Consider the following 22,579-nt stretch of genomic DNA (forward strand, 5'->3'; position numbering starts at 1 on the left):
GACAGGAAAAATGAGACCTAATCTTATCATATCCAGCCTGGCACTTGCTGCCGCCGCTGGTGCTGCCTCGGCGCAAGAGGCGTGCTCCACCTATGAAATTCAACGCGGCGACAGTCTTCGCAAGCTGACCATCGAGGTCTATTCCACCGAGGACTTTCGCATAATTTTTGACGCCAACCGCGATGTGATCGGAAACAATCCGAACATCATTCGTGTGGGCGATGTCCTGACCCTGCCTTGTCTCGAAGACATTGGCCGCGCACCAGCCAAACCTCAGACTGAGGCCGAGGCGATGGCTGCGGAAATGGCATCTGAATTGGTCAAGGCCGCCGAAGACCGTGCAGCCAAAGCCATCGCCGAAGCGAAAAAGGCCAGCGATGACGCCGTCATTGCAGCCCGCGCCGAAGCGAAAAAGGAAATCGAAGCCGCGCGCAGCGAAGCAGCTGCTTTGATCCGTAACGCGGATGCTGCCGAACAGCCGGAAATTCGTGACCGTCAATTGTTGCTAATCACCGGTGGCAACTATGCCCCTTTCACGGACGAGGCCCTGCCTCATCGCGGCCTTTATACAAACCTGGTCGAAACGGCGATGCTGCGCGCAGCGCCCGAGCAGGCCTATAAAATTCAGTTCGTGAATGACTGGTCTTCGCATCTGGATCTGCTGATGCCGACACTGGCCTTTGACGCAACCTTCCCTTGGTCGCGCCCCGTTTGCGAAGAACCCGCTGCCTTGTCGGAAAAAGACCGCAACCGCTGCGAAACCTACAATTTCTCGAACCCTTTCTACGAGGTCGTCGATACATTCTTCGCACGTGAGGGGTCGGGTTATGAGCAAACTCTGACTTATGCCGACTTCGCTGGAACCACGATTTGCCGCCCTGAAGGCTGGTCACTGTCGCACATGGACTCAGTCGGTCTTTATGAGCCAGCGATTTCCCTGATGCGCCCGGTATCCCCGGACGACTGCTTTCACGCCTTGATGGACGGCACTACCGACATCGTGGCGATCGAAGCTCATCTGGCCGTCGAAGCGATTGGCCGTCTAGGGTACGAACACCGCATTATCGAAAACCCCAACCTGGCGGCGATCAAGTCGCTTAACGTTATGACCCACAAAGATAATCCAGATGGGGAAGCGATCCTTGAGACGCTCAACCAGGGTCTGGCGATCATGCAGCAATCAGGAGAGTGGCGTGACATTGTCTCAACCGCTCTGCGTCATCAAATGGAAAATGGCTAAGGCCCCAATCGGCCTGACAACACATTAGTCTGGAGGAAGTGGACATGTTTAGTTTCAACCTGAAGAAAGTCGCGCTGTCGGCAACGGCCGTCACCGCCCTGAGCGCCGGGGCCGCCGCCGCGCAGGAAGCCTGTACAAATTACACCGTCGAGGATGGCGACACGATGGCAACAATCGCCATCGCTGCCTACGGCACGTCGAACTATCAGCCGATCTTTAACGCGAACCGTAACGCGATCACGAATCCGAACGCGCTTGAGCCGGGTTTGGTTCTGGCGCTGCCTTGTGAAGACGGCAGCCTGCCCAACGGTCAGAGCGCGCAGGAAATTATCGCAGCCGAAGAACAACGTGCGGCAAGCATCAAGCGTTCGAATGTTTACGCACCGCCGATCAAACTGGTCGCGGGCAATGGCTGGGAACCCTTCACCAGCGAAGGCCTGAGCGGGGGTGGAATTATGACACGCCTGGCGACAACCAGCCTGCAACGCGCTGGCAACAGCCGTGACTATTCGGTGAGCTTTGTGGACGACTGGGGTTCGCATCTGGACACCCTCCTGCCGCTTGGTGCTTTTGACATTTCAATCGCCTGGACCATCCCTGACTGCACCAACCGCACGTATGAGTGGTCCGCTGAAACTGAGGCGCGATGCACACAGTTTGTCGCCTCAGTTCCGGTGTATGATGTTGTTGGCGGTTTCTACACTCTGCCGGAAAACGAATACACAAACGCAACGACCTTCAGCGATCTGGAAGGTGCCACAGTTTGCCGTATGGCCGGATGGAGCATGGTCGTACTTGAAGAAATCGGCCTGAACCGGACCAATACGACTGTCGTTCAGCCTAACACTGCACGTGAATGTCTGGATGCGGTCCTGACCGGGACTGCCGATGTTGCCGCGTTCGAAGTTGAATTGTTCGCAGCAACCATGAAGGACATGGGCCTGACGTCGGCAGATATTGTCGAGAACCCTTACGTGTCCACGCTGTCGTCGATGAGCTTCCTTGCGCATCGCACCAATCCCTTTGCTCGTGAATACATCGCGATGATGAACAAGGGTTTGAACGAAATGCGCGAAAGCGGCGAGTGGTACGCGATCATCTCGGATACGCTGCGAGAACAGAATGAAAAACTGAACGCAGCATCGAATTAAGAAACTGTAACGGGGCTGGCTTATCGTCAGCCCCGTTTCACAAACCCATTCGCTTGCCGGAGAGGCTATGCGCGCCCCGGCCACAAAAAAAGGGACCGACTTTCAAGGCCGGTCCCTTTTTTGTTATTTTCCCCTCACGCACTTGAATGAGGGATTTCAGATATCAGTCGATCAAAGCGTTCAGTGTCGCGCTTGGGCGCATGACCTTGGCCGCTTTGGCGGGATCGGTGTGATAGTAACCGCCCAGATCCGCGGCCCCGCCCTGAGCAGACGCCAGTTCGGACAGGATCTTCTCTTCTCCATCCGCCAGAGCTTTGGCCAAAGGCGCGAACTCGGCCGCGAGCTCTGCATCATCAGATTGCGCCGCCAAGGCTTCGGCCCAATAGCGGGCAAACCAATAGTGGCTGTCGCGGTTGTCCGGCTGACCAACCTTGCGGCTGGGTGAACGGTTGTTGTCCAGAATACCCTGCGTGGCGGCTTCGGCTGCGGCGCCCAGAACGCCTGCTTTGGCGTTGCCTTTGCTGTCGGCCAGGAAGTTCAGCGATTCACCCAATGCGCAGAATTCACCCATCGAGTCCCAGCGCAGGTGGCTTTCCTCGACCAGTTGCTGCACATGCTTCGGGGCCGAGCCGCCCGCACCTGTTTCAAACAGACCGCCACCATTCATGAGCTTGACGATGGACAGCATCTTGGCCGAGGTGCCCAGCTCAAGGATAGGGAACAGGTCAGTCAGATAGTCCCGCAGCACATTGCCGGTGATCGCAATCGAGTCATTGCCCGCCGTGATCGTTTCTAGCGACTGGCGGGTGGCTTCGCGCGGTGCCATGATCAGGAACTTGTCGGCTACACCTGCGGCTTCAAGCGCCGGTTTGACGTATTTGATCAGTTCGGCATCATGGGCACGGTTTGCGTCCAGCCAGAAGATTGCCTCGGACCCGGTCAGGCGCTGACGGTCCATGGCCAGTTGAATCCAGTTCTCGATCGGCGCTTTCTTGACGGTGCACGAGCGCCAGATGTCACCCTTTTCGACATCGTGCGAATGCAGCACGTCACCATTGGCCAGTACGATGCGAATGGTGCCATCAGCAGGTGCCTGGAACGTCGTCGGGTGCGAACCGTATTCTTCGGCCTTCTGCGCCATCAGACCGACGTTTGCGACCGCACCGGCAGTCGCTGGGTTCAATGCACCGTTGGCTTTGAAGAAGTTGATCGTCTCGTCATAGACCGGCGCATAGCAGCGATCGGGGATCACGCAGTTTGTGTCGCCCTTGGCCCCGGCCTCATCCCAGCCCTTGCCGCCTGCGCGGATCACGGCGGGCATTGAGGCGTCGATGATCACGTCCGACGGAACGTGCAGGTTGGTGATGCCCTTGTCGCTGTCGACCATGTACATGGACGGACGGTCCGCCTTGATGGCGTCGATTGCAGCCATGATTTCGGCGTTGCCCTTCACGCGGTCCAGCAGGTCGCCCAGACCAGAGTTCGGGTTCACACCCAGCGCGTCCAGTTCAGCGCCGAATTTCTCGAACACGGGGGCCAGCCACGCCTTGACGGCATAGCCAAAGATGATCGGGTCGCTGACCTTCATCATTGTGGCTTTCATGTGCAGAGAGAACATGGTGCCGTCGTTCTTGGTGTCTTCAATGGCATCCGCCAGGAAGGAAGACAGTGCCTTGACCGACATGAACGTCGCATCGGCCACGGTTCCTTCGGCCAGCGGCCATCCGTCTTTGAGAACGGTAACGCTGCCGTCTTTGCCGACGAATTCGATCTTGGCATCCCCGGCCTGAGCCGCGGTGATGGTGGCCGACTTCTCGTTAGCATAGAAGTCATTGCCCGACATGGACGAGACTTTTGTTTTGCTGTCCGAGGCCCACTCACCCATCGAATGCGGGTTCTTCTGAGCATAGTTCTTCACAGCACGTGCGGCGCGGCGGTCGCTGTTGCCTTCGCGCAGAACCGGGTTCACGGCCGAGCCTTTGATCGCATCATAACGGGCGCGGATCGCTTTTTCTTCGTCGGTCGAGGGTTCCTCAGGGTAGTTCGGAATATCATAACCCTGCGCCTGCAGTTCTTCGACGGCCGCAACCAACTGCGGGACCGAGGCTGAGATATTCGGCAGTTTGATCACGTTGGCTTCCGGCGTCTTCACCAATTCACCCAGAGCGGCCAGATCATCGGTAATACGCTGTTCGTCGGTCAGGTTTTCCGGGAAGGTCGCAAGGATGCGGCCAGCCAATGAAATATCCTTGGTGCCAACGCTGACGCCCGCGGCCGAGGCGAACTTGCGGATGATGGGCAGGAACGAGGCGCTGGCCAGCTCGGGCGCTTCGTCTACAATGGTATACAATATGTCGAAGTTCGATTTATCTGCCATATTCTTTTACCTTTTTTAAGCCTTTCGGGGCGTGCGATCCAAGAGTTTGCCACGTTCGCGTGGCGTGGGTGGGGCGCGTTTATCCTACCGCCCCAACGGAGACTCTGATTTGACAGGGCCTCCCTTAAATCACGAATGGCTTGGGATCAATCGCAACAAGCTGCGCATTTTGACACGTTTCGCTGAAAATCGTGAAGCAGACGCATGTCAGACACCCCAGGTATCGCTAAGCCTGTACCCGCCGGGCCATGGATCGTCAGGGTCCAGCATGTGTTGATGAACACCGGTTATCCAACCGCGACCGCCGATTTCAGGAATGATTGCAGCCCGGTCACCAACCCGTGTTTCATCGACAATCTTGCCCGAAAACCGGGACCCGATAATTGAGATCGCCTCGAATGTCTGTCCTACGACCATTTGCCCTTTTGCCATCATCAATGCCATCCGCGCCGACACCGCGGTTCCGGTTGGAGAGCGGTCTACCTTTCCCGGTTGAATGGCCACAGCAGATTTACTGCGCAACCCGGTTTCGGTGGTTTCAAGCGAGCCGCAGAATGCGCAAAATGAGATGTGGTTCCAGTCTTTGTTCGTGGGATGGCTGAAACCAATCTGATCGTTCGCCGCATTCGTTATTGCCACACCCAAACACGCAATGTCGCGGGCGGCATCTTCCTGGATATCTATCCCAAGCGCAGCCGCATCAACCACAACGAAACTGTCTCCCCCAAATGCGGTATCCACCGTCAAAGTACCGACTCCTGCCACCTCAAGAGGCGCTGCAATCTTGTCGGCATAGCTGGGAAGGTTGCGCACGAAAATCCGCTCGGCTTTGCCGTTCCTGCAATCGGCGCGAACCTGCACCAATCCTCCGGGGGCTTCGAGAACAAGCTGAGTAACCGGTTCCTGCATCGGAATAATCCCGCTATCCAGCAGCACCGTAGCCACACAGATTGAGTTCGACCCTGACATCGGCGGCGTATCTTCGGGCTCCATAATGATAAAGGCGGCGTCGGCATCCGGGTGCTTGGGCGGCACAAGCAGGTTCACATGGCGAAAGACACCGCCGCGCGGTTCGTTGAGAACAAAGTTCCGCAATGTCTGATCTTGCGCGATGAACGACCGCTGATCCCACAGCGTATCGCCAGGAGGCGGCTGAACCCCACCGACGATAACGTCGCCGACCTCACCTTCTGCATGGGCGGATATGACGTGGATCGTTTTTACACTTCGCATGTCTCTTCCTCAGAACCGTGCCGGAGAGTACGGAGCCAACGAAATCGGCACGTCCCGGTCATCAATGAGTGCCGCGACAAGTTCAGCGGTGCCCGCCGATTGCGTCAGTCCTAGATGCCCGTGGCCAAAGGCATAAATTACGTCAGCCGCGTTTGGAGACCGCCCAATCACGGGCATGCTGTCGGGCAAAGACGGACGAAACCCCATCCACTGAGTGCCACCTTCGGTGTTCAAACCGGGAAGAAACTGCGTCGCCTTCTTCAGCAATGTGTCCGCCCGTTTGAAATTTGGTGGCAAGCTCAGTCCCGCCAACTCGACCGCCCCGCCCACGCGGACGCCGCCGTTGATCCGGCTGGCCACAAAACCGTGACGAGAAAAGGTCAAGTGCATCCGAAGATCAAAGGCCCCATCTGGCAAGGTGGTGTTGTAACCCCGCTCGGTCTCAAGCGGTATGTGATCCCCAAGCGTCCGTGCAAGGTGATGCGACCATGCACCTGCTGCCAGCACGAGTTTTGCGGTGTCAATCGTACCCCCTTGCGTAGTGATACGCACACCGTTTTCCAACGGTGTCAGCGCCCGAATGTCCTGCTGTTCGATCCTGCCTTGTCGGCCACGAAAGGCTTGCGCCAGATGCTCGACCCACTTCTTTGGGTCAATTGTGTTCAGCCAATCCGGCGTAAACCCGGCATGCGTGAAACGTGAACTGAGACCGGGCTGCTTTTCCGCGATCGCTGCCGGACTTTCCAAAAGCTCGAACTTGATGCTATGGGCGCGGCGAACTTCCCATGCTTGCAGGCTGGCGCGGAATTCGGCTTCGGATTCATAAAGCTGCATCTGCCCGTCGCGCTGCATCAGCGGTTCGCCATTGACGGCAGGAAGCAGCCGCTCCAACGCCGCCGCCGACAATCGCATCAGGTTGGCCTGCGCCTCTACCAATCTGGCGTATTGTCCCGGTTGGCTCGCGCGCCAGAACCGGTACATCCAAGGTGCGATTTTGAGCGCATAGGCCGGGGGAATGGACAACGGGCCAAGAGGGTCCAGTAGCCATTTCGGGGCTTTTCGCATGATGCCGGGTGTCGCCAGCGGCTCGACCTCGGGGAACGCAAAAGCACCTGCATTTCCGGCCGAGGTTTCAGCCGCAACACCACCCTTGTCCAACACCAGCACCGAATGCCCGCGGCGCTGCAATTCCAGCGCGGTTGTGATACCGATGACACCAGCTCCAATGACAACGACCTGTTCGGTCACAACGCGATCCCAGTCTTGAATGGATCAGCCTTGTCAAAGATCAACGTCGCTTCGGCCATGATGAAAGCCTGCCCAGTAATCGAAGGGATCACACCACCATTCAGGCCGGGTTGGTAAGACAGCCGATACTTACTTCCAATCACACTCTGCTGAACGATTTCCTCTCCCGGAGCCAGAACGCCATCTGCGGCAAGACACGCCAGCCGCGCTGAGCTGCCAGTTCCGCAGGGCGAACGATCATAATTATTGTCAGGGCAAAGAACAAAATTGCGACTGTGAACACTATTATCGGGTGAGGCGTCTTGAAAGATCACGTGATCTATGGGCTCGCCCTGCTCCCCTCCGATACTTTGTGAAACTGAGGCGTCACGGATCGCGATCGTAAGATCTGTCAGCCTGCGGATGTTGCCGGGCTCGACCGGAATCGGGCTTGGGTCAACGATGAAAAACCAGTTGCCACCGTAAGCGACATCGCCGGTTACGGTTCCGTATTCGGGTACTTCGATGGAGATATCGCCGTGGACCCTCCGACTTTCGATATTCGTCACGGTGACCGTATGCGCATCGTGCAGTTCGACCGTGACGATACCGGCAGGCGTTTCGATCCGATGAGATCCAATACCTATGCGCCCCAGATGCCCAAGGGTCACGGTAAGGCCAATTGTTCCATGTCCGCACATGCCAAGAACAGCATCAACATCAAAGAAAATCACACCGGCAACACAGGTCTGATCCACTGGCTCGACCAATAGCGCCCCGACCATGGCCGATTGGCCGCGTGGTTCAAGCATAACCGACCGATAAAACCCCTCGTGATCTTCTGCCAACCTTCGGGCGCGCTCTGACAAGGCGCCCGTGCCCAGATCAGGCGCACCTTCTAGGATAACCCGTGTTGGCTCTCCTCCGGTGTGGCTGTCGATCACGTGCATTCAGCGATCACTCCGCCCTGCTTTGACCAGTTGGCAAACCACGCCTGAAAAAGAGCATATTGCTGCTCGCAGTAATTACGCTGCGCATCCGTCAACTCATCCGTTTCGTTAAAATGCAAACGGTACTCCTGTTCGCCGTTCAGCACCAGTAAGTGCTTGTAATAAAGCACCAGATCAGGCCCTTCGTCAAAGCTGGACAGGACGTGAATCGCCTCGGTCAATTCCTGTGCGCGCACCCGCGCCTCGGCATCCCCTTGCGCCGCTTTCTTGGACAGCGCCGCCAAAAGCAAGGCTTCGCGTGGCAGGGCCGTTCCGATGCCGGTGATCGACCCGGTAGCACCACAATTTACAAATCCGTGGTACACTTCGGTGTCGACTCCGACCATTAACGTCACGTGATCCTCCTGGCTGGTGATGTTTTCAGCGGCATAGCGCAGGTCGTCCTTACCCCCGAATTCCTTGAAGCCGATCAAGTTTGGATGCTCTGCGCGCAGAGCAAAAAACAGGTCAGCCCGGGTCGCGAACCCATAATATGGGCTGTTGTAAATGATCGCCGGGACGTCCGGCGCTGCGTTTAGGATCGCCTTGAAGTGGTTCTTCTGCGCAGTTGGAGAGCTGCCGCGCGATAGAACGCGCGGTATGACCATAAGGCCAACGGCCCCAACTTTCTGCGCATGGGCCGCATGGGCAACGGCTGACTTCGTGTTTATGGCCCCCGTGCCGACAACCACGGGCAAGCCTGCCGCGATGAGGCGCTCAACACCTTCCATCCGCTGCTCGTCCGTCAACAAGGGCCAATCACCCATCGACCCACAATAGACGACTGCCGACATACCAGCGCTGATCATCTGCTGCCCTTTGTGAACCAACGCGTCGAAATCAGGTGTGCGGTCAGCGTTACAGGGGGTCATCAGTGCAGGCATTGTTCCCGTGAACACATTGGTCGACATCCGTGTCATCCTTCCAATCAAACAGTATTCGGGCGCTGGTTTCAGGCCCATTCAACTCGCTCTATCGGATATTGGATACAAAATCCAGCTCTATTACATATGAAAAAACGCGCCATTCTGGTGCCCCGGCGCGTTTCTTCGTTGGACCCGACAATATGTATATTACCGGAGTCTTCCCCCCGCTTCGGGTTCAAACAACATGGCACGTTCCGGGCGAACTTTTATGCCGATCCGTTCGCCCTGTTTGCTGCGCTGATCTTCGCGTTCTTCGACGATCAGTTTGTCGCCATTCGGGGTCAACAGATATGAATAGCTCACACCGCCCAATGCTTCTGTCAGGTCGACCGTGCAGGTATCACCCGACCGATCAACTTCGATATGCTCGGGCCGAATGCCCAGAGTGACCTTGGTCATACCTTGAGGCACAGCCACACTCATCTCTAGTGGCTCAGCCAACGCGGGATGCAGAATCTTGCCGTCCTTGAAATCACATTCCAGAAAGTTCATGGCCGGGGAGCCGATGAATCCGGCGACAAAGCGGTTATCCGGATCGCGGTACAAGTCCATTGGCGCGCCGACCTGCTCGATCCGTCCGTCGCGCAGGACCACAATCTTGTCAGCCATGGTCATGGCCTCGACCTGGTCATGGGTCACGTAGATCATCGTCGCGCCAATCTCGTTGTGAAGGCGCGCAATTTCAACACGCATCTCAACGCGCAGTTCTGCGTCCAGATTGGACAAAGGTTCATCAAACAAAAAGACCTCGGGCCCACGGACAATCGCTCGGCCAATGGCGACCCGCTGACGCTGACCGCCCGAAAGGGCCTTGGGCTTACGCTTGAGATACTGATCCAGTTTCAGGATGCCCGAGGCCTCTTTCACTTTCTGATCGATCTCGGATTTCGCGACGCCATTCATGCGCAGCCCGAACCCCATATTCTCGGCAACTGTCATGTGGGGGTACAAGGCATAGGTCTGAAAGACCATTGCAACGCCCCGCTTGGCCGGGTCCATATGCGTCACGTCCCGCGAACCAATGTGAATTTGCCCTTCGGACGTTTCCTCAAGCCCCGCAATCATCCGAAGCAGCGTGGACTTGCCGCATCCCGAAGGCCCGACAAATACACAAAACTCACCATCTTCGATTTGCAGATCAATACCGTGAATAACCTGCGTTTCGCCGTAGCGTTTAATCGCCTGGTTCAGAGTTACACCCGTCATGTCGCTTGCTTCCTGTCGCTATCGGTGTTTGGGCCGGCTTCTGGGAACCGCCACGCTTGTACTTCGGCACCTATTTGTTCGGCCACGCGGCGAACTCGGGGTACCCATGTTTCCAGTTGGTTGAAATTCATGCGCTCGGTGCTTCCCGTCACCGAGATTGCCCCCAACATCCGTCCGCTTGCCGTCAGAATTGGGCAAGCGACGCAAATGATTCCGGGCTCGTGTTCTTCGTCGTCAATCGCATACCCGCGCTCGCGTATTAGATCGAGGTCGGCCCGCAATGCATCTTCGGATGCCAAGGTTTTTTCCGTGAACCTATGATAGCTTTGCTGTGAGACCGCATCATCCAATGCATCGCTTGCAAGATACGCCATCATCGCCTTGCCGACACCTGTGCAATAAGCGGGGCCGACCTTTCCAGCTTGTGAATACATCTCGATCGGCTGCGTTGCATTTCGTTTATCAACATACAGCACCTGACCGGCATCCATCTGGGCCAGATGCACGGTTTCACCCGTCTCGCGGCTTAGAGCATCCAAAAAGGGTCGCGCGATTGGCGCAAGCGAGCTTTGTGTCCATGCCGAATGGGCCAACCGGACCAGACGCAATCCCGGCATATAGGTTTGCCGGTCCGGGTCGTATGACAACATACCCTGATTGGTCAGGGATTGCAGGAACCGATATAAGGTTGCCTTGGGAAATTCACTGCTATCCAGCAGCTCTGCAAATCTAACAGGGCGCTGAAACGCAGCGACCTGATCCAGCACGTCACATGCTTTGCCTATTGTTCCGTCACCTGCCACGAGCGTTCTTTCTCCTCCCATTGATCCATCGGCATCCGCACGAGGGTCTTGACAAGGCTAACCGATTCGATGTGTAGTTTTCAATATATAAAACTCGGTTTCAATATTTGGAACCAAATGGAAGCTAAGGGAGGAAACTATGCATTCCATTTACAAGCGCACGACGGCTGCGCTGGCCATGAGCGTTGCACTCGCTGTTCCAGCCTATGCCGAACTGACTGGTGAGCTGCGAATCTTTCTTGATACGTCCAACCCTGCGCCGCGCGCGACGATGGAAGCGATGATCGACCGTTTCGCGGAACAACATCCCGGTTTGGAAATCGAGACCACGGTTATCGACCGCGAGGCATACAAGACCCAAATTCGGAACTTTCTAACCGCCGACACGCCAGATGTCGCGACGTGGTACGCTGCCAACCGTATGAAACCCTATGTCGAAGCCGGCCTGTTCGAAGATGTGTCCGACCTGTGGGCCGAGCCTGAGATCGCTGAAAACCTCGCATCGACCAAGGGTGCAATGACCATCGACGGCAAGCAGTGGGGCGTGCCCTATACCTACTATCAGTGGGGTGTTTACTACCGCAAAGACATCTTTGATGAGCTGGGCCTGTCCGAGCCGACCACTTGGGAAGAAGAACTGGCAAACTGCCAGAAAATCGTCGATTCAGGCCGCGCCTGCTATACGATCGGCACCAAGTTCCTTTGGACCGCTGGCGGCTGGTTCGACTATCTGAACATGCGCACCAACGGCTTCGACTTCCACCAGCAACTGGCCAATGGCGAGGTGAGCTGGGAAGACGACCGCGTCAAACAGACCTTCGCGAACTGGAAGCAACTGATTGATATGGGCGCCTTCATCGACAACCACCAGACCTATAGCTGGCAGGAAGCCCTGCCCTTCATGGTCAATGGTGAAGCGGCCGCCTACTTGATGGGTAACTTTGCCGTCGCGCCGCTGCGCGAGGCGGGCCTCAGCGACGATCAACTCGACTTCTACCAGTTCGTTGCCATCAACCCCGATGTTGAACTGGCAGAAGACGCACCAACCGATACGTTCCACATCCCGTCGAACGCATCGAACAAAGAAGCCGCGCGCGAGTTCCTGCGGTTCGTTGTTTCGGCTGATGAGCAGACGGAAATCAACAACGGCTCGAACCTTGGTCAACTTCCGGTCAATGCCAAGTCTTCGGTCGATAACGACAAATTCCTGAACCAAGGCTTCGAGATGCTTTCGTCGAACAGCCCCGGCGGTGTCGCCCAGTTCTGGGACCGCGACGCTCCGGCGGAAATGGCCAAGGTGTCGATGGAAGGTTTCCAGGAATTTATGGTCAAACCTGACAACGCGGACAAGATACTCGCCAAGCTCGAGCGCGCACGTGAGCGTATCTACGACAACTGATCCGGCATAGGCCGGGCGAAAGCCCGGCCTGCGTCACCCTCAATTGTAGGGCGGGCTTCAGCCCGCCTTCACCCCACCAGACCCGAGATACCTCATGTCCGCTGTCGACACCCCGGAACAAGAAAGCTGGTTCCACCGAAATCAACAACGCATTGCGCCCTGGCTGTTTCTGGCCCCCGGCCTGTTGTTTTTCATGGTCTACGTGATCATACCGGTCTTTCAGTCCTTCAATTTGTCACTTTATGAATGGGACGGGCTTGGCTCGGCCGAATATGTCGGGTTTCGCAACTACGAAGACTTGTATTGGGAATGGGTCGACCGGGATGCCTTCTTTGTATCACTAAAGAACAACCTGATCTGGCTGATCCTTTATCTGGCAGCTATCCCGGCGGGTTTGTTCATCGCTCTTTTCCTGAACCAGACGGTTTGGGGCATCCGACTGTACAAGTCTCTGTTTTTCTTTCCCTTCGTGATTTCTCAGGTCGTTGTCGGGCTGGTTTTCACATGGTTCTATGACCCGACATTCGGTCTGCTGAATGAATTTCTAGGCGTCTTCGGTATCGAACCCCTGAATGTTCTGGGCGATGAGCGCTTCGTCACCTACGGTATCATCTTCGCGGGCCTCTGGCCGCAGACGGCGTATTGCATGATCCTTTATCTGACGGGCCTGAACGCAGTGGACCCCGAACAGATCGAGGCCGGACGTCTGGACGGCGCCAAAGGTGTGCGCATGTTATGGCACATCATCCTGCCGCAACTGCGCCCTGCCACATTCATTGCCTTTGTCGTGACAATCATCGGCGCGCTGCGGTCCTTCGACCTGATCTCGATCATGACCCAAGGGGGGCCGTTCGGATCATCCCGCGTGTTGGCCTATTACATGTTCGAGGTTGCGTTGTCCGAATATGGTTTCCGCATGGGATACGGCGCGGCCATCGCGGTGATCCTGTTCCTGATCATGCTCTGCTTCATCGCCTATTTCCTATGGTCGATGTACCGCGAAGAGAGAGGGCACTAAGATGTTTCCCAAACCTATCGAAAAGCAATCTCGCGCGGCGCAGATTTCGTATCAGGCCATGTTGCCGCTTGCCCTTCTGTTGTGGCTGGGGCCGTTGTTGGCTGTTGCTCTGTTCTCGGTCAAACCGGCTGCGGACTTTACCAATGCGAACTACTGGGGCCTGCCGTCCAGCTTCGAGGGCGCCTTCAACTATGGGCAAGTCTTCTTCAACTCGGACATGCCGCGGTATCTGCTGAACTCGTTCCTGATCACAATCCCAACGGTGATCGGGGCTGTCGCTCTTAGTTGCATGACCGGGTTTGCGCTGGGGATCTACAAGTTCAGATCGAACCTATGGATTTTCTTCATGTTCGTGGCGGGTAATTTCGTACCGTTCCAAATTCTGATGGTTCCGGTGCGCGACCTGACACTGCAACTGGGTCTGTACAACACCAAAACCGGACTTGTCCTGTTTCACATCGCGTTCCAAACGGGCTTTTGCACACTGTTCATGCGTAACTTTATCCGCGCTCTTCCGTTCGAGTTGATCGAAGCGGCCCGGGTCGAAGGTATCAGCGAATGGCGCATCTTCTGGTACGTCGTCCTGCCGCTGATGAAACCGGCGATTGCCGCACTCAGCGTGCTTATCTTTACCTTCATCTGGAACGATTACTTCTGGGCCGTCGTCCTGACCCAAGGCGCTGAAAGCCAGCCGGTCACTGCAGGTATCACCAGTTTCAACGCGCAATTCCGGGCCGCCTATCAGCTCATGAGTGCGGGCTCGATCGTGGCAGCGCTGCCGCCGGTCGCCATGTTCTTTCTCATGCAGAAGCATTTCATCGCGGGGCTGACCCTCGGTGCCGTAAAATAACGCCAAACCAAAGGTTTGCAAAATGACCAAGATTGCTTTCGTTGGAGCAGGCTCCACGATTTTCATGCAGAACATCGTGGGTGATGCGCTGCTTACCCCGTCCCTGTCGGGCAGCCACTTTGCGCTGATGGACATAGACCCAGAAAGGTTGGCTGAAAGCGAAGCCGTAGCCAAAGCCATGATCCGGTCGGTCGGGACAGGCGCAACGGTCACCACGCACACAGACCGACGGGCGGCGCTTGACGGCGCCGATTTTGTGATCACCGCGTTTCAGGTGGGCGGTTACAACCCCTGTACGGTTACTGATTTCGAAATCCCAAAACAATACGGCCTGCGCCAAACCATCGCCGACACACTGGGCGTTGGCGGCATAATGCGTGGTCTGCGGACCGTTCCTGTTCTCTGGGGCGTCGCGCAAGACATGATGCAGCTTTGCCCCAACGCAACGTTGCTGCAATACGTCAACCCCATGGCCATCAACACCTGGGCGCTGGCCGAGCAATTCCCAGCATTAAAGCACGTGGGTCTGTGCCATTCGGTCCAGAACACAATCGAGGAACTGGCGCATGATCTGGACCTGCCCAAACAGGAAATCCGGTACAAGGTCGCGGGTGTAAATCACGTCGCGTTCTTCCTGCGGCTTGAACACGAAGGGCGCGACCTCTACCCGGCGCTTCGTCAGGGCTATGCCGGCGGGCAGATTCCCAAAGCTCCGTTGTTGATGCCTCGGTGTCCGAACAAGGTGCGATACGAAGTGATGGATCACTTGGGCTATTTCTGCACCGAAAGCTCGGAGCATCTGGCCGAGTATGTCCCTTGGTTCATTAAAGAGGGGCGGCATGACCTGATTGACCAGTTCGGGATTCCATTGGACGAGTATCCGACACGTTGCGAGGAACAAGTCGCCAATTGGAAGGAACAGGCCAAAACGCTTACCGATGGCCGCAACATCGAAGTAAAGCGTAGCCATGAGTTTGCCGCCGATCTGATGAACGCGATTGTCACGGACGCACCCTATGTGGCTTATGGCAACCTGCCCAACACTGGACAGATTCCGCAATTGCCGTTTGGCGCGGCCGTTGAAACACCCTGTCTTGTAGACAGCAATGGTGTTCAGCCTTCCGTTGTGACGGATATACCGCCGCAACTGATTGCCCTGATGCGCACTCAGATAAACGTACAGGAACTGACCGTACGGGCTTTGGTCGAACAAAATCCAGAGTTCATTTACCACGCTGCAATGATGGATCCGCACACAGCTGCCGAATTGGATTTGCGCCAGATCCGCAATCTGGTCAGCGATCTTCTGACAGCACATGCCGATTGGCTGCCCGATTGGTGCCAACCCGCCAAAGCCGCTTGAAAGGGCAAAGTTCATGACCAAGAAACGCCGCTCGGAACATTGGTACGGAAAGCTGGACAAGGACGGCTTCATTCACCGCTCGTGGATGAAGAACCAAGGTTTCCCTGATCACGCATTTGATGGCCGCCCGGTCATTGGCATTTGTAACACATGGTCCGAATTGACCCCATGCAACTCGGGCCTGCGTGATCTGGCCGAGGGCGTCAAACGTGGCGTGTGGGAGGCCGGAGGCTTTCCCGTCGAATTCCCGGTCATGTCGCTGGGCGAGACACAGATGAAGCCGACCGCGATGCTGTTTCGCAACCTTCTAGCCATGGATGTCGAGGAATCCATTCGGGCCTATGGTATCGACGGTGTCGTCCTGCTGGGCGGCTGCGACAAGACAACGCCGGGGCAGTTGATGGGTGCGGCCTCGGTCGATCTGCCGTCCATCGTGGTCAGCTCTGGCCCGATGCTGAACGGCAAGTATCGGGGGCAGGATATCGGTTCGGGCACGGATGTCTGGAAGTTCTCAGAAGCCGTGCGCGCCGGAGAGATGACCCTGCAGGATTTCATGAACGCTGAATCCGGCATGTCGCGCAGCGCGGGTGTCTGCATGACGATGGGCACGGCCTCAACCATGGCTTCATTGGTCGAGGCGATGGGTATGAGCCTGCCTACCAACGCCGCCCTTCCCGCCGTTGACGCTCGGCGCATGGCGCTGGCGCATCTGACCGGCAAACGGATTGTCGAGATGGTGGACGAAGACCTGAAACCATCTGACATCCTGACAAAGGAAGCATTTGAAAATGCCATCCTGACCAACGCGGCGGTCGGCGGATCGACCAATGCGGTCGTGCACCTACTGGCCCTGGCCGGTCGGGTCGGAGTGGACCTGACGCTGAAGGATTTTGAGATCGGGTCAGACATTCCCCTGTTGGTGAACTGCATGCCCTCGGGCCAATACTTGATGGAAGACTTCTGCTATGCAGGCGGTGTTCCGGTAGTTTTGAACGAATTGAAACCCTTCCTACGACCCGCGAAAACCGTGCTGAACAAGGATATCTCGGCCCATTACGAAGGGGCTGAATGTTTTAACCGCGATGTGATCCGCGGCTTTGATGATCCCGTGAAACCTGCAGCGGGTCTGCGCGTACTGCGTGGCAATCTGGCGCCCAACGGGGCGATCGTGAAACCCTCGGCCGCAACAGATGAATTGCTTGAGACCGAGGCTGAAGCCTATGTATTTGAAAGCATCGAAGATCTGAAAGCCAATATTGACCGCGAAGACCTGCCCGTCACACCCGACACCATTCTGGTCCTCAAGGGGTGCGGACCCAAGGGGTATCCGGGGATGCCCGAGGTGGGCAACATGCCGATCCCGGCCAAACTGGTGAAAGACGGCGTGCGCGACGTGATCCGTATCTCGGACGCGCGCATGTCCGGAACGGCTTTCGGCACCGTCATTCTGCATGTAAGCCCCGAAGCACAGGCGGGTGGCACGCTGGCGCTGGTCAAAACTGGCGACCGCATCCGTGTATCCGCCAGCAAGGGCGAGCTGGAACTTTTGGTTGACCAAACCGAGCTGGACGCACGCCGCGCAGCATGGCAACCGGACGAACCGCACTACTCCCGTGGATACGCGAAACTTTACATTGATCACGTCTTGCAGGCCGATCAGGGCGCGGACCTTGATTTCCTAGTCGGCAAAGACACCCGCCTAGTTACCAGAGAGAGCCATTGATGGATCAACCAGCCACATTTCACGACCTGAACGAGGCCACAGTCTACATCACCGGTGGCGGATCGGGTGTTGGCGCGTCGCTGACCGACGGGTTTATGGCGCAGGGCGCAAACGTTGCCTTTATCGGCCGGTCTGACGCCAGCGAATTTGTCGAACAGATGCGCAACAAACATGGCCGAGCCCCCTTGTTCATGCAGGGCGACATGACGGATACCGAGTTGCTGCACGCGACGATGAACAAGGCGGCCGAGGAATACGGCCCAATCAACGTGTTGGTGAACAACGCCGCGAACGACAAGCGCCACTCTCTCGAAGAAACCACACCCGAATTCTGGGACTGGATGATCGAGGTGAACCTGAAAGCATATTACTTTGCCTGTCAGGAAGCCGCTCGGCAGATGCAGGGCACCGGCGGGTCGATCATCAATTTCAGTTCGATCAGCTACATGATGGGCAACGCCGGTTATCCAATTTACACAACCTCAAACGCCGGGATTACCGGGATGACCCGGTCGCTGGCGCGTGAGCTTGGGCCGCAGAATATCCGGGTAAACGCCCTGGCGCCCGGCTGGGTGCTGACGCAAAAGCAGTTGGATATGTGGGCAACGCCCGAGGATCTGGCCGCGCATTTAGACCGGCAATGCCTCAAGGAGCACCTGACGCCAGAAGACATGATCGAACCAACCTTGTTTCTGGCCTCGCGAGCCAGCCGGGCGATGACGGGACAATGCATGGTTGTCGACGGTGGCGTGGTGGTGACGGGGTAATGCAATGAGCGCTGAATGGATCGCGGCAGACTGGGGAACCTCTCATCTACGAGTTTGGGCAATGCAGGGTGAAAAGATTCTGGATCAAGCCAAATCCGACAAAGGTATGGGTCGTCTGAGTAAAACCGAATTTCAGCCGGCACTGTTGGACCTGATCGAAGACTGGCTGGGCGGCACGACAACCGACGTTGTCGCGTGCGGTATGGTCGGGGCAAGGCAAGGCTGGGTCGAGGCCCCCTATTCCACTGTTCCTGTTGCCCCTCTTCCGTCGGCCCCAATCCGCGTGCCCAACACGGATCCACGCATTCGGACGTTTGTTGTGCCGGGGTTGAAACAAAACGCTCCGCCAGATGTCATGCGCGGCGAAGAAACCCAGATCGCCGGATTTTTAGCTGGCCGCCAAAACTGGGACGGCGTCCTATGCCTGCCGGGGACGCATACCAAGTGGGTGCAGATCAGTGCCGATGAGGTCGTCAGTTTCCGGACGTTCATGACCGGTGAATTGTTTGAGCTTTTGCGCGGACAATCGGTTCTAAGACATTCGGTCAGCGAAGGCTGGGACGACGTCGCCTTTGCCGAAGCGGTCGCGGACACCTTGTCGAAACCGGAACAGCTTGCAGCACGGTTGTTTGGTTTGCGGGCCGCTGATTTATTGCGCGGTGAAGATCCTGGTGTCGCGCGGGCACATCTTTCCGGGTTTCTGATTGGCGCGGAACTTGCGGCGACACGCCCTTACTGGTTGGGTCAGCAAATCGCAATCATTGGCGCCGAAGGTATCGCAAATGTCTATGCAAGCGCCCTCAAGCAACAAGGCGCTCTTGTTGAGACTGTTAACGCAACCCAATCCACATTGGCGGGTCTGTTTCAAGCTCGCATGCTGACGAGGCAAACTGTATGAGCCGCCCTATCATTGCCATCCTTCGTGGACTGCAACCCACCGAAGCAGCCGAAATCGGACATGCCCTGATCGAAGCAGGCATTGACCGGATCGAAGTTCCGCTGAATTCACCCGACCCGTTAGACAGTATCTCAATTCTGGTTGAGAAGTTTGGCGATCAGGCATTGATCGGAGCGGGAACCGTTCTGACACCCCAGCAAGTAAACGATGCGGCCCGCGTTGGCGGAAAGCTTGTCGTATCGCCAAACTGCGACCCCGAAGTCATCCATCGCACGGTTGAACTGGGCATGCAGAGCTGGCCCGGAGTTTATTCTCCAACCGAAGCCTTCACCGCGCTCAAGGCGGGGGCGACGGGGTTGAAACTGTTTCCCGGTGTAATGGCGGGGCCCTCTGGCCTGGCGGCATTGCGTCCGGTCCTGCCTGCGGGATCGCTGATCTTTGCTGTGGGCGGTGCCGGCCCTGAGAACTTTGCCGAATGGATAAAGGCCGGTTCTGACGGTTTCGGCATAGGCTCTGCGCTGTTCAAGCCGGGTCTGTCGGTGCAAGAGGTCGCCGACCGAGCGCAGCGGATCGTATCAGCTTATGACACGGCCGCCGGATGAGCCCGGTCTTTGACAATCGCCCCTGCGAATTGGGCGAAGGACCGTTATGGCACCCCGAAAGGCATCAGCTTTTCTGGTTCGACATCATCAACAAACGCATGATGTCGCAAGTAGACGGCGAACAACTTAGCTGGGAATTTCCGGAACATGTTTCGGCCGCGGGATGGGTGGATGAGAACACCTTACTGATTGCGTCCGAAACCGGGCTGTGGCGTTTCGATCTGTCAAGTAACACGAAAGACCTTGTCATGCCGTTGGAGGCTGACAACCCTGTCACGCGATCAAACGATGGCCGCGCCGACCCTTGGGGCGGGTTCTGGATTGGCACGATGGGTAAAAGCGCCGAGCACGGTGCAGGCGCGATCTATCGCTATTGGCAAGGTGAATTGCGACAGCTTGTTCCCAATATCACGATCTCGAATGCCATTTGTTTCGCACCGGACCGGTCCTGCGCGTACTACACCGACACAGTGACCAAACAAGTTATGCGTTGGGCACTAAACACCGAAACCGGATGGCCCGAGGGCAAAAGCAAGGTTTTCCTCGATCTGCGGGTGGACGGTTTGAACCCCGATGGCGCAGTTGTGGATACGGAAGGGAATATCTGGATCGCGCAATGGGGCGCACACCGGGTGGCGGCGTATGACGCTGATGGGCAGTTCCTCAAAGCGGTGACCTTTCCCGCTGCACATGTCTCATGCCCGGCATTTGGCGGCGCAGAGCTGACTACACTCTATTGCACAACCGCGCGGGAGGGTTTGGATCAAACCACCCTCTCACAACACCCCTCGAACGGAATGACCTTTGCCGCTTTTGATGCCGGCAAAGGGCAACCAGAACACAGAGTCATCCTATGAAGCCAGAACTTGGCGTTTGTTACTATCCCGAGCATTGGCCCGAGGAAATGTGGGCAGACGACGCCCGACAGATGATCGAAACCGGACTGAGCTGGGTTCGGATCGGTGAGTTTGCCTGGAGCCGACTGGAACCGACCGCAGGTGACCTGCAATTTGACTGGTTGGACCGGGCTGTTGAAACACTCGGGTCGGCCGGGCTTAAGATCGTGATGGGAACACCAACTGCGACGCCACCAAGATGGATGCAGGAAAAACACCCCAACATGCTGGCGATTGACGCGCAAGGGCAGCCGAGAAAATTCGGATCGCGCCGACATTATTGTTTCAGTCACAAAGGCTATGTCGCGGAATGCGCACGTATTGCCCAGATCATGGGCGAGCGTTACGGGGCTAATCCCCATGTCGCCGCTTGGCAGATCGACAATGAATACGGCTGCCACGACACGACACTCAGCTACAGCGACCCTGCCCTGCGCGCCTTTCAAAGCTGGCTTGAGGACCAATACGGCACCATTGATGCGTTGAACTCTGCCTGGGGTAATGTGTTCTGGTCGATGGAATACGATGGGTTCGATCAGATCGACCTGCCAAATCAGACCGTGACAGAACCAAACCCAGCGCATGTTCTGGCCTTTCGTCGGTTCAGTTCTGATCAGGTGGTAGAATTTAACAAGGCGCAAGTCGACGCTCTGCGCCCTCTGACAAACGCGCCCCTATTGCACAACTACATGGGGCGCACACTGGAGTTTGATCACTTCAAAGTCGGGGCAGATCTAGATATCGCCACATGGGACAGCTATCCCATCGGGTTCCTGTCAGACAGGCTTGAGGCTGATGAGGCGCACAAAACCGCCTTTCTGCAGCAGGGTGATCCCGACATGCAGGCGTTTCATCACGACCTTTATCGCGCGGTCGGGCGCGAGCGCTGGTGGGTCATGGAACAGCAACCGGGGCCGGTGAACTGGGCTCCGTACAATCCGGCACCCCTGCCGGGGATGGTGCGGCTTTGGTCGCTTGAAGCGGTGGCTCATGGCGCCGAAGTGGTCGGTTATTTTCGGTGGCGGCAGGCTCCGTTTGCCCAAGAACAGATGCACGCAGGGTTGTTGACGTCGAACAACAAACCTGCACCGGGCTTGTCCGAAGCGCGGCAAACTTGGGGTGTGTTGTCCCAACTAGGCGACGTCCAACACAGCAAGGCCGATGTTGCTATCCTTTTCGACTATGCGTCTGACTGGGCGTGGGCAACCCAACCACAAGGCGCTGGATTCGATTACTTCCGCCTGGTGTTTTCGGCCTACCGCGCCCTGCGGCGGGCCGGGCTTTCCGTCGATTTCCTATCCGCGGACAACGTCCCCGAGAACACTTACAAAGTGATCCTTGCGCCGGGTCTGGCCAGTGTGGACAACGACCTTGAGATGCGCCTGAGCAAGGGATGTGCTCTGGCTGTCCTCGGCCCGCGCACGGGGGCAATCACGCCGGATTTCCAAATCCCCAGTACGGGGCGCCCTGGCTTGTCGGGTTTGGCCTGTGAGGTTGATCTGGTTGAGACCCTGCCCCCATCAGTAACACGCAAAGTCGAGGGTGTTGGTGCCGCCCAGCACTGGGTTGACCGCTTGTCTGGATCAGCGCCCGATCTGCTGACCTTTGAGGACGGCACTTCTGCCCTGAAAGGCGAAAACGGGTTTTGGTATCTGGCGGGCTTCCCCGATGAGGCGCTGTGGGATCGCGTGATCAAAATGGCCTCGCAACAGGTGGGATTGGCGCTGCACCCAATGCCCGGCGGCCTTCGTCGGCGAGACACCAAGGGCCATACATTCCTGATCAACTACAACGCAGTACCGGTGGAATGGAACGGTACAAAGATCAACGCGTGCGACGTGGCCATATTGGCAAAACATACGCCCGAAGAGGGGTAATCTCTTCGGGCGCAGGCGGCCTTTGTCAGGCTTT

Annotated in this window: 19 protein-coding genes; 12 read left to right on the forward strand and 7 right to left on the reverse strand. The window is 57.0% G+C overall.

Translation table 11 applies throughout. The annotated features are described in order from the left end of the window. The first annotated feature begins 10 nt into the window (after window positions 1-10). A complete protein-coding gene (locus tag GOX75_RS17000; protein ID WP_171125075.1) occupies window positions 11-1,240 on the forward strand; it encodes a transporter substrate-binding domain-containing protein in 1,230 nt (409 codons plus the stop codon). 44 nt (window positions 1,241-1,284) lie between these two features. Then, a complete protein-coding gene (locus GOX75_RS17005) occupies window positions 1,285-2,391 on the forward strand; it encodes a transporter substrate-binding domain-containing protein (RefSeq protein ID WP_171125077.1) in 1,107 nt (368 codons plus the stop codon). Between the two features lie 163 nt (window positions 2,392-2,554). Here GOX75_RS17005 and GOX75_RS17010 read toward each other — a convergent pair whose 3' ends face one another. From GOX75_RS17010 to GOX75_RS17040, 7 genes are all read right to left on the reverse strand, one after another. Continuing rightward, window positions 2,555-4,768 (reverse strand): NADP-dependent isocitrate dehydrogenase, encoded by a 2,214-nt coding sequence (locus tag GOX75_RS17010; RefSeq protein WP_171125080.1) that lies wholly within the window; start codon window positions 4,766-4,768, stop codon window positions 2,555-2,557. 207 nt (window positions 4,769-4,975) lie between these two features. Further along, window positions 4,976-6,001, reverse strand: coding sequence for a proline racemase family protein (locus tag GOX75_RS17015; RefSeq protein WP_171125082.1), 1,026 nt, complete (start codon window positions 5,999-6,001; stop codon window positions 4,976-4,978). Window positions 6,002-6,010: 9 nt separating this feature from the next. Beyond that, window positions 6,011-7,249 carry an FAD-dependent oxidoreductase gene (locus tag GOX75_RS17020; protein ID WP_171125083.1) on the reverse strand — a complete coding sequence of 413 codons (1,239 nt, stop codon included), beginning with the start codon at window positions 7,247-7,249 and terminating at the stop codon, window positions 6,011-6,013. Continuing rightward, window positions 7,246-8,178, reverse strand: coding sequence for a proline racemase family protein (locus tag GOX75_RS17025; RefSeq protein WP_171125085.1), 933 nt, complete (start codon window positions 8,176-8,178; stop codon window positions 7,246-7,248). The genes GOX75_RS17020 and GOX75_RS17025 overlap by 4 nt, the downstream gene beginning before the upstream one ends. After that, window positions 8,169-9,128, reverse strand: coding sequence for a dihydrodipicolinate synthase family protein (locus tag GOX75_RS17030; RefSeq protein ID WP_171125087.1), 960 nt, complete (start codon window positions 9,126-9,128; stop codon window positions 8,169-8,171). Before GOX75_RS17030 ends, GOX75_RS17025 begins: the two co-directional genes overlap by 10 nt. Before the next feature lie 162 nt (window positions 9,129-9,290). Continuing rightward, window positions 9,291-10,349 carry an ABC transporter ATP-binding protein gene (locus tag GOX75_RS17035; protein ID WP_171125089.1) on the reverse strand — a complete coding sequence of 353 codons (1,059 nt, stop codon included), beginning with the start codon at window positions 10,347-10,349 and terminating at the stop codon, window positions 9,291-9,293. Then, window positions 10,346-11,152, reverse strand: coding sequence for an IclR family transcriptional regulator (locus tag GOX75_RS17040; protein ID WP_171125208.1), 807 nt, complete (start codon window positions 11,150-11,152; stop codon window positions 10,346-10,348). Before GOX75_RS17040 ends, GOX75_RS17035 begins: the two co-directional genes overlap by 4 nt. A 139-nt stretch (window positions 11,153-11,291) precedes the next feature. Between GOX75_RS17040 and GOX75_RS17045 the strand changes: the two genes are divergently transcribed. The 10 genes from GOX75_RS17045 (at window position 11,292) to GOX75_RS17090 (ending at window position 22,545) form a co-directional block, all read left to right on the forward strand. Beyond that, window positions 11,292-12,551, forward strand: a complete 1,260-nt coding sequence (locus GOX75_RS17045; RefSeq protein WP_171125091.1) for an ABC transporter substrate-binding protein — start codon at window positions 11,292-11,294, stop codon at window positions 12,549-12,551. A gap of 94 nt (window positions 12,552-12,645) precedes the next feature. Next, window positions 12,646-13,569, forward strand: a complete 924-nt coding sequence (locus GOX75_RS17050) for a carbohydrate ABC transporter permease (RefSeq protein WP_171125093.1) — start codon at window positions 12,646-12,648, stop codon at window positions 13,567-13,569. Between the two features lies 1 nt (window position 13,570). Beyond that, entirely contained in the window at window positions 13,571-14,419 is an 849-nt protein-coding gene (locus GOX75_RS17055) for a carbohydrate ABC transporter permease (protein ID WP_171123295.1), read from the forward strand. A gap of 22 nt (window positions 14,420-14,441) precedes the next feature. Next, window positions 14,442-15,782 carry an alpha-glucosidase/alpha-galactosidase gene (locus GOX75_RS17060; RefSeq protein WP_171125095.1) on the forward strand — a complete coding sequence of 447 codons (1,341 nt, stop codon included), beginning with the start codon at window positions 14,442-14,444 and terminating at the stop codon, window positions 15,780-15,782. Window positions 15,783-15,795: 13 nt separating this feature from the next. Beyond that, complete coding sequence (locus GOX75_RS17065) at window positions 15,796-17,505, forward strand: IlvD/Edd family dehydratase (RefSeq protein WP_171125097.1); 1,710 nt, start codon at window positions 15,796-15,798, stop codon at window positions 17,503-17,505. After that, the gene (locus GOX75_RS17070; RefSeq protein ID WP_171125099.1) at window positions 17,505-18,272 is read left to right on the forward strand and encodes an SDR family NAD(P)-dependent oxidoreductase; all 768 of its coding nucleotides are present in this window, start codon (window positions 17,505-17,507) and stop codon (window positions 18,270-18,272) included. The genes GOX75_RS17065 and GOX75_RS17070 overlap by 1 nt, the downstream gene beginning before the upstream one ends. A gap of 4 nt (window positions 18,273-18,276) precedes the next feature. Then, window positions 18,277-19,170: a 2-dehydro-3-deoxygalactonokinase gene (locus GOX75_RS17075; RefSeq protein WP_171125101.1), complete on the forward strand. Its 894-nt coding sequence runs from the start codon at window positions 18,277-18,279 to the stop codon at window positions 19,168-19,170. Further along, the gene (locus tag GOX75_RS17080; protein WP_171125103.1) at window positions 19,167-19,772 is read left to right on the forward strand and encodes a 2-dehydro-3-deoxy-6-phosphogalactonate aldolase; all 606 of its coding nucleotides are present in this window, start codon (window positions 19,167-19,169) and stop codon (window positions 19,770-19,772) included. Before GOX75_RS17075 ends, GOX75_RS17080 begins: the two co-directional genes overlap by 4 nt. Next, window positions 19,769-20,629 (forward strand): SMP-30/gluconolactonase/LRE family protein, encoded by an 861-nt coding sequence (locus GOX75_RS17085; protein ID WP_171125105.1) that lies wholly within the window; start codon window positions 19,769-19,771, stop codon window positions 20,627-20,629. Before GOX75_RS17080 ends, GOX75_RS17085 begins: the two co-directional genes overlap by 4 nt. Further along, window positions 20,626-22,545: a beta-galactosidase gene (locus tag GOX75_RS17090; RefSeq protein ID WP_171125107.1), complete on the forward strand. Its 1,920-nt coding sequence runs from the start codon at window positions 20,626-20,628 to the stop codon at window positions 22,543-22,545. Before GOX75_RS17085 ends, GOX75_RS17090 begins: the two co-directional genes overlap by 4 nt. Window positions 22,546-22,579: the final 34 nt, after the last annotated feature.

This window comes from Ruegeria sp. HKCCD7251 (assembly GCF_013031165.1).
Lineage (GTDB): Bacteria > Pseudomonadota > Alphaproteobacteria > Rhodobacterales > Rhodobacteraceae > Ruegeria.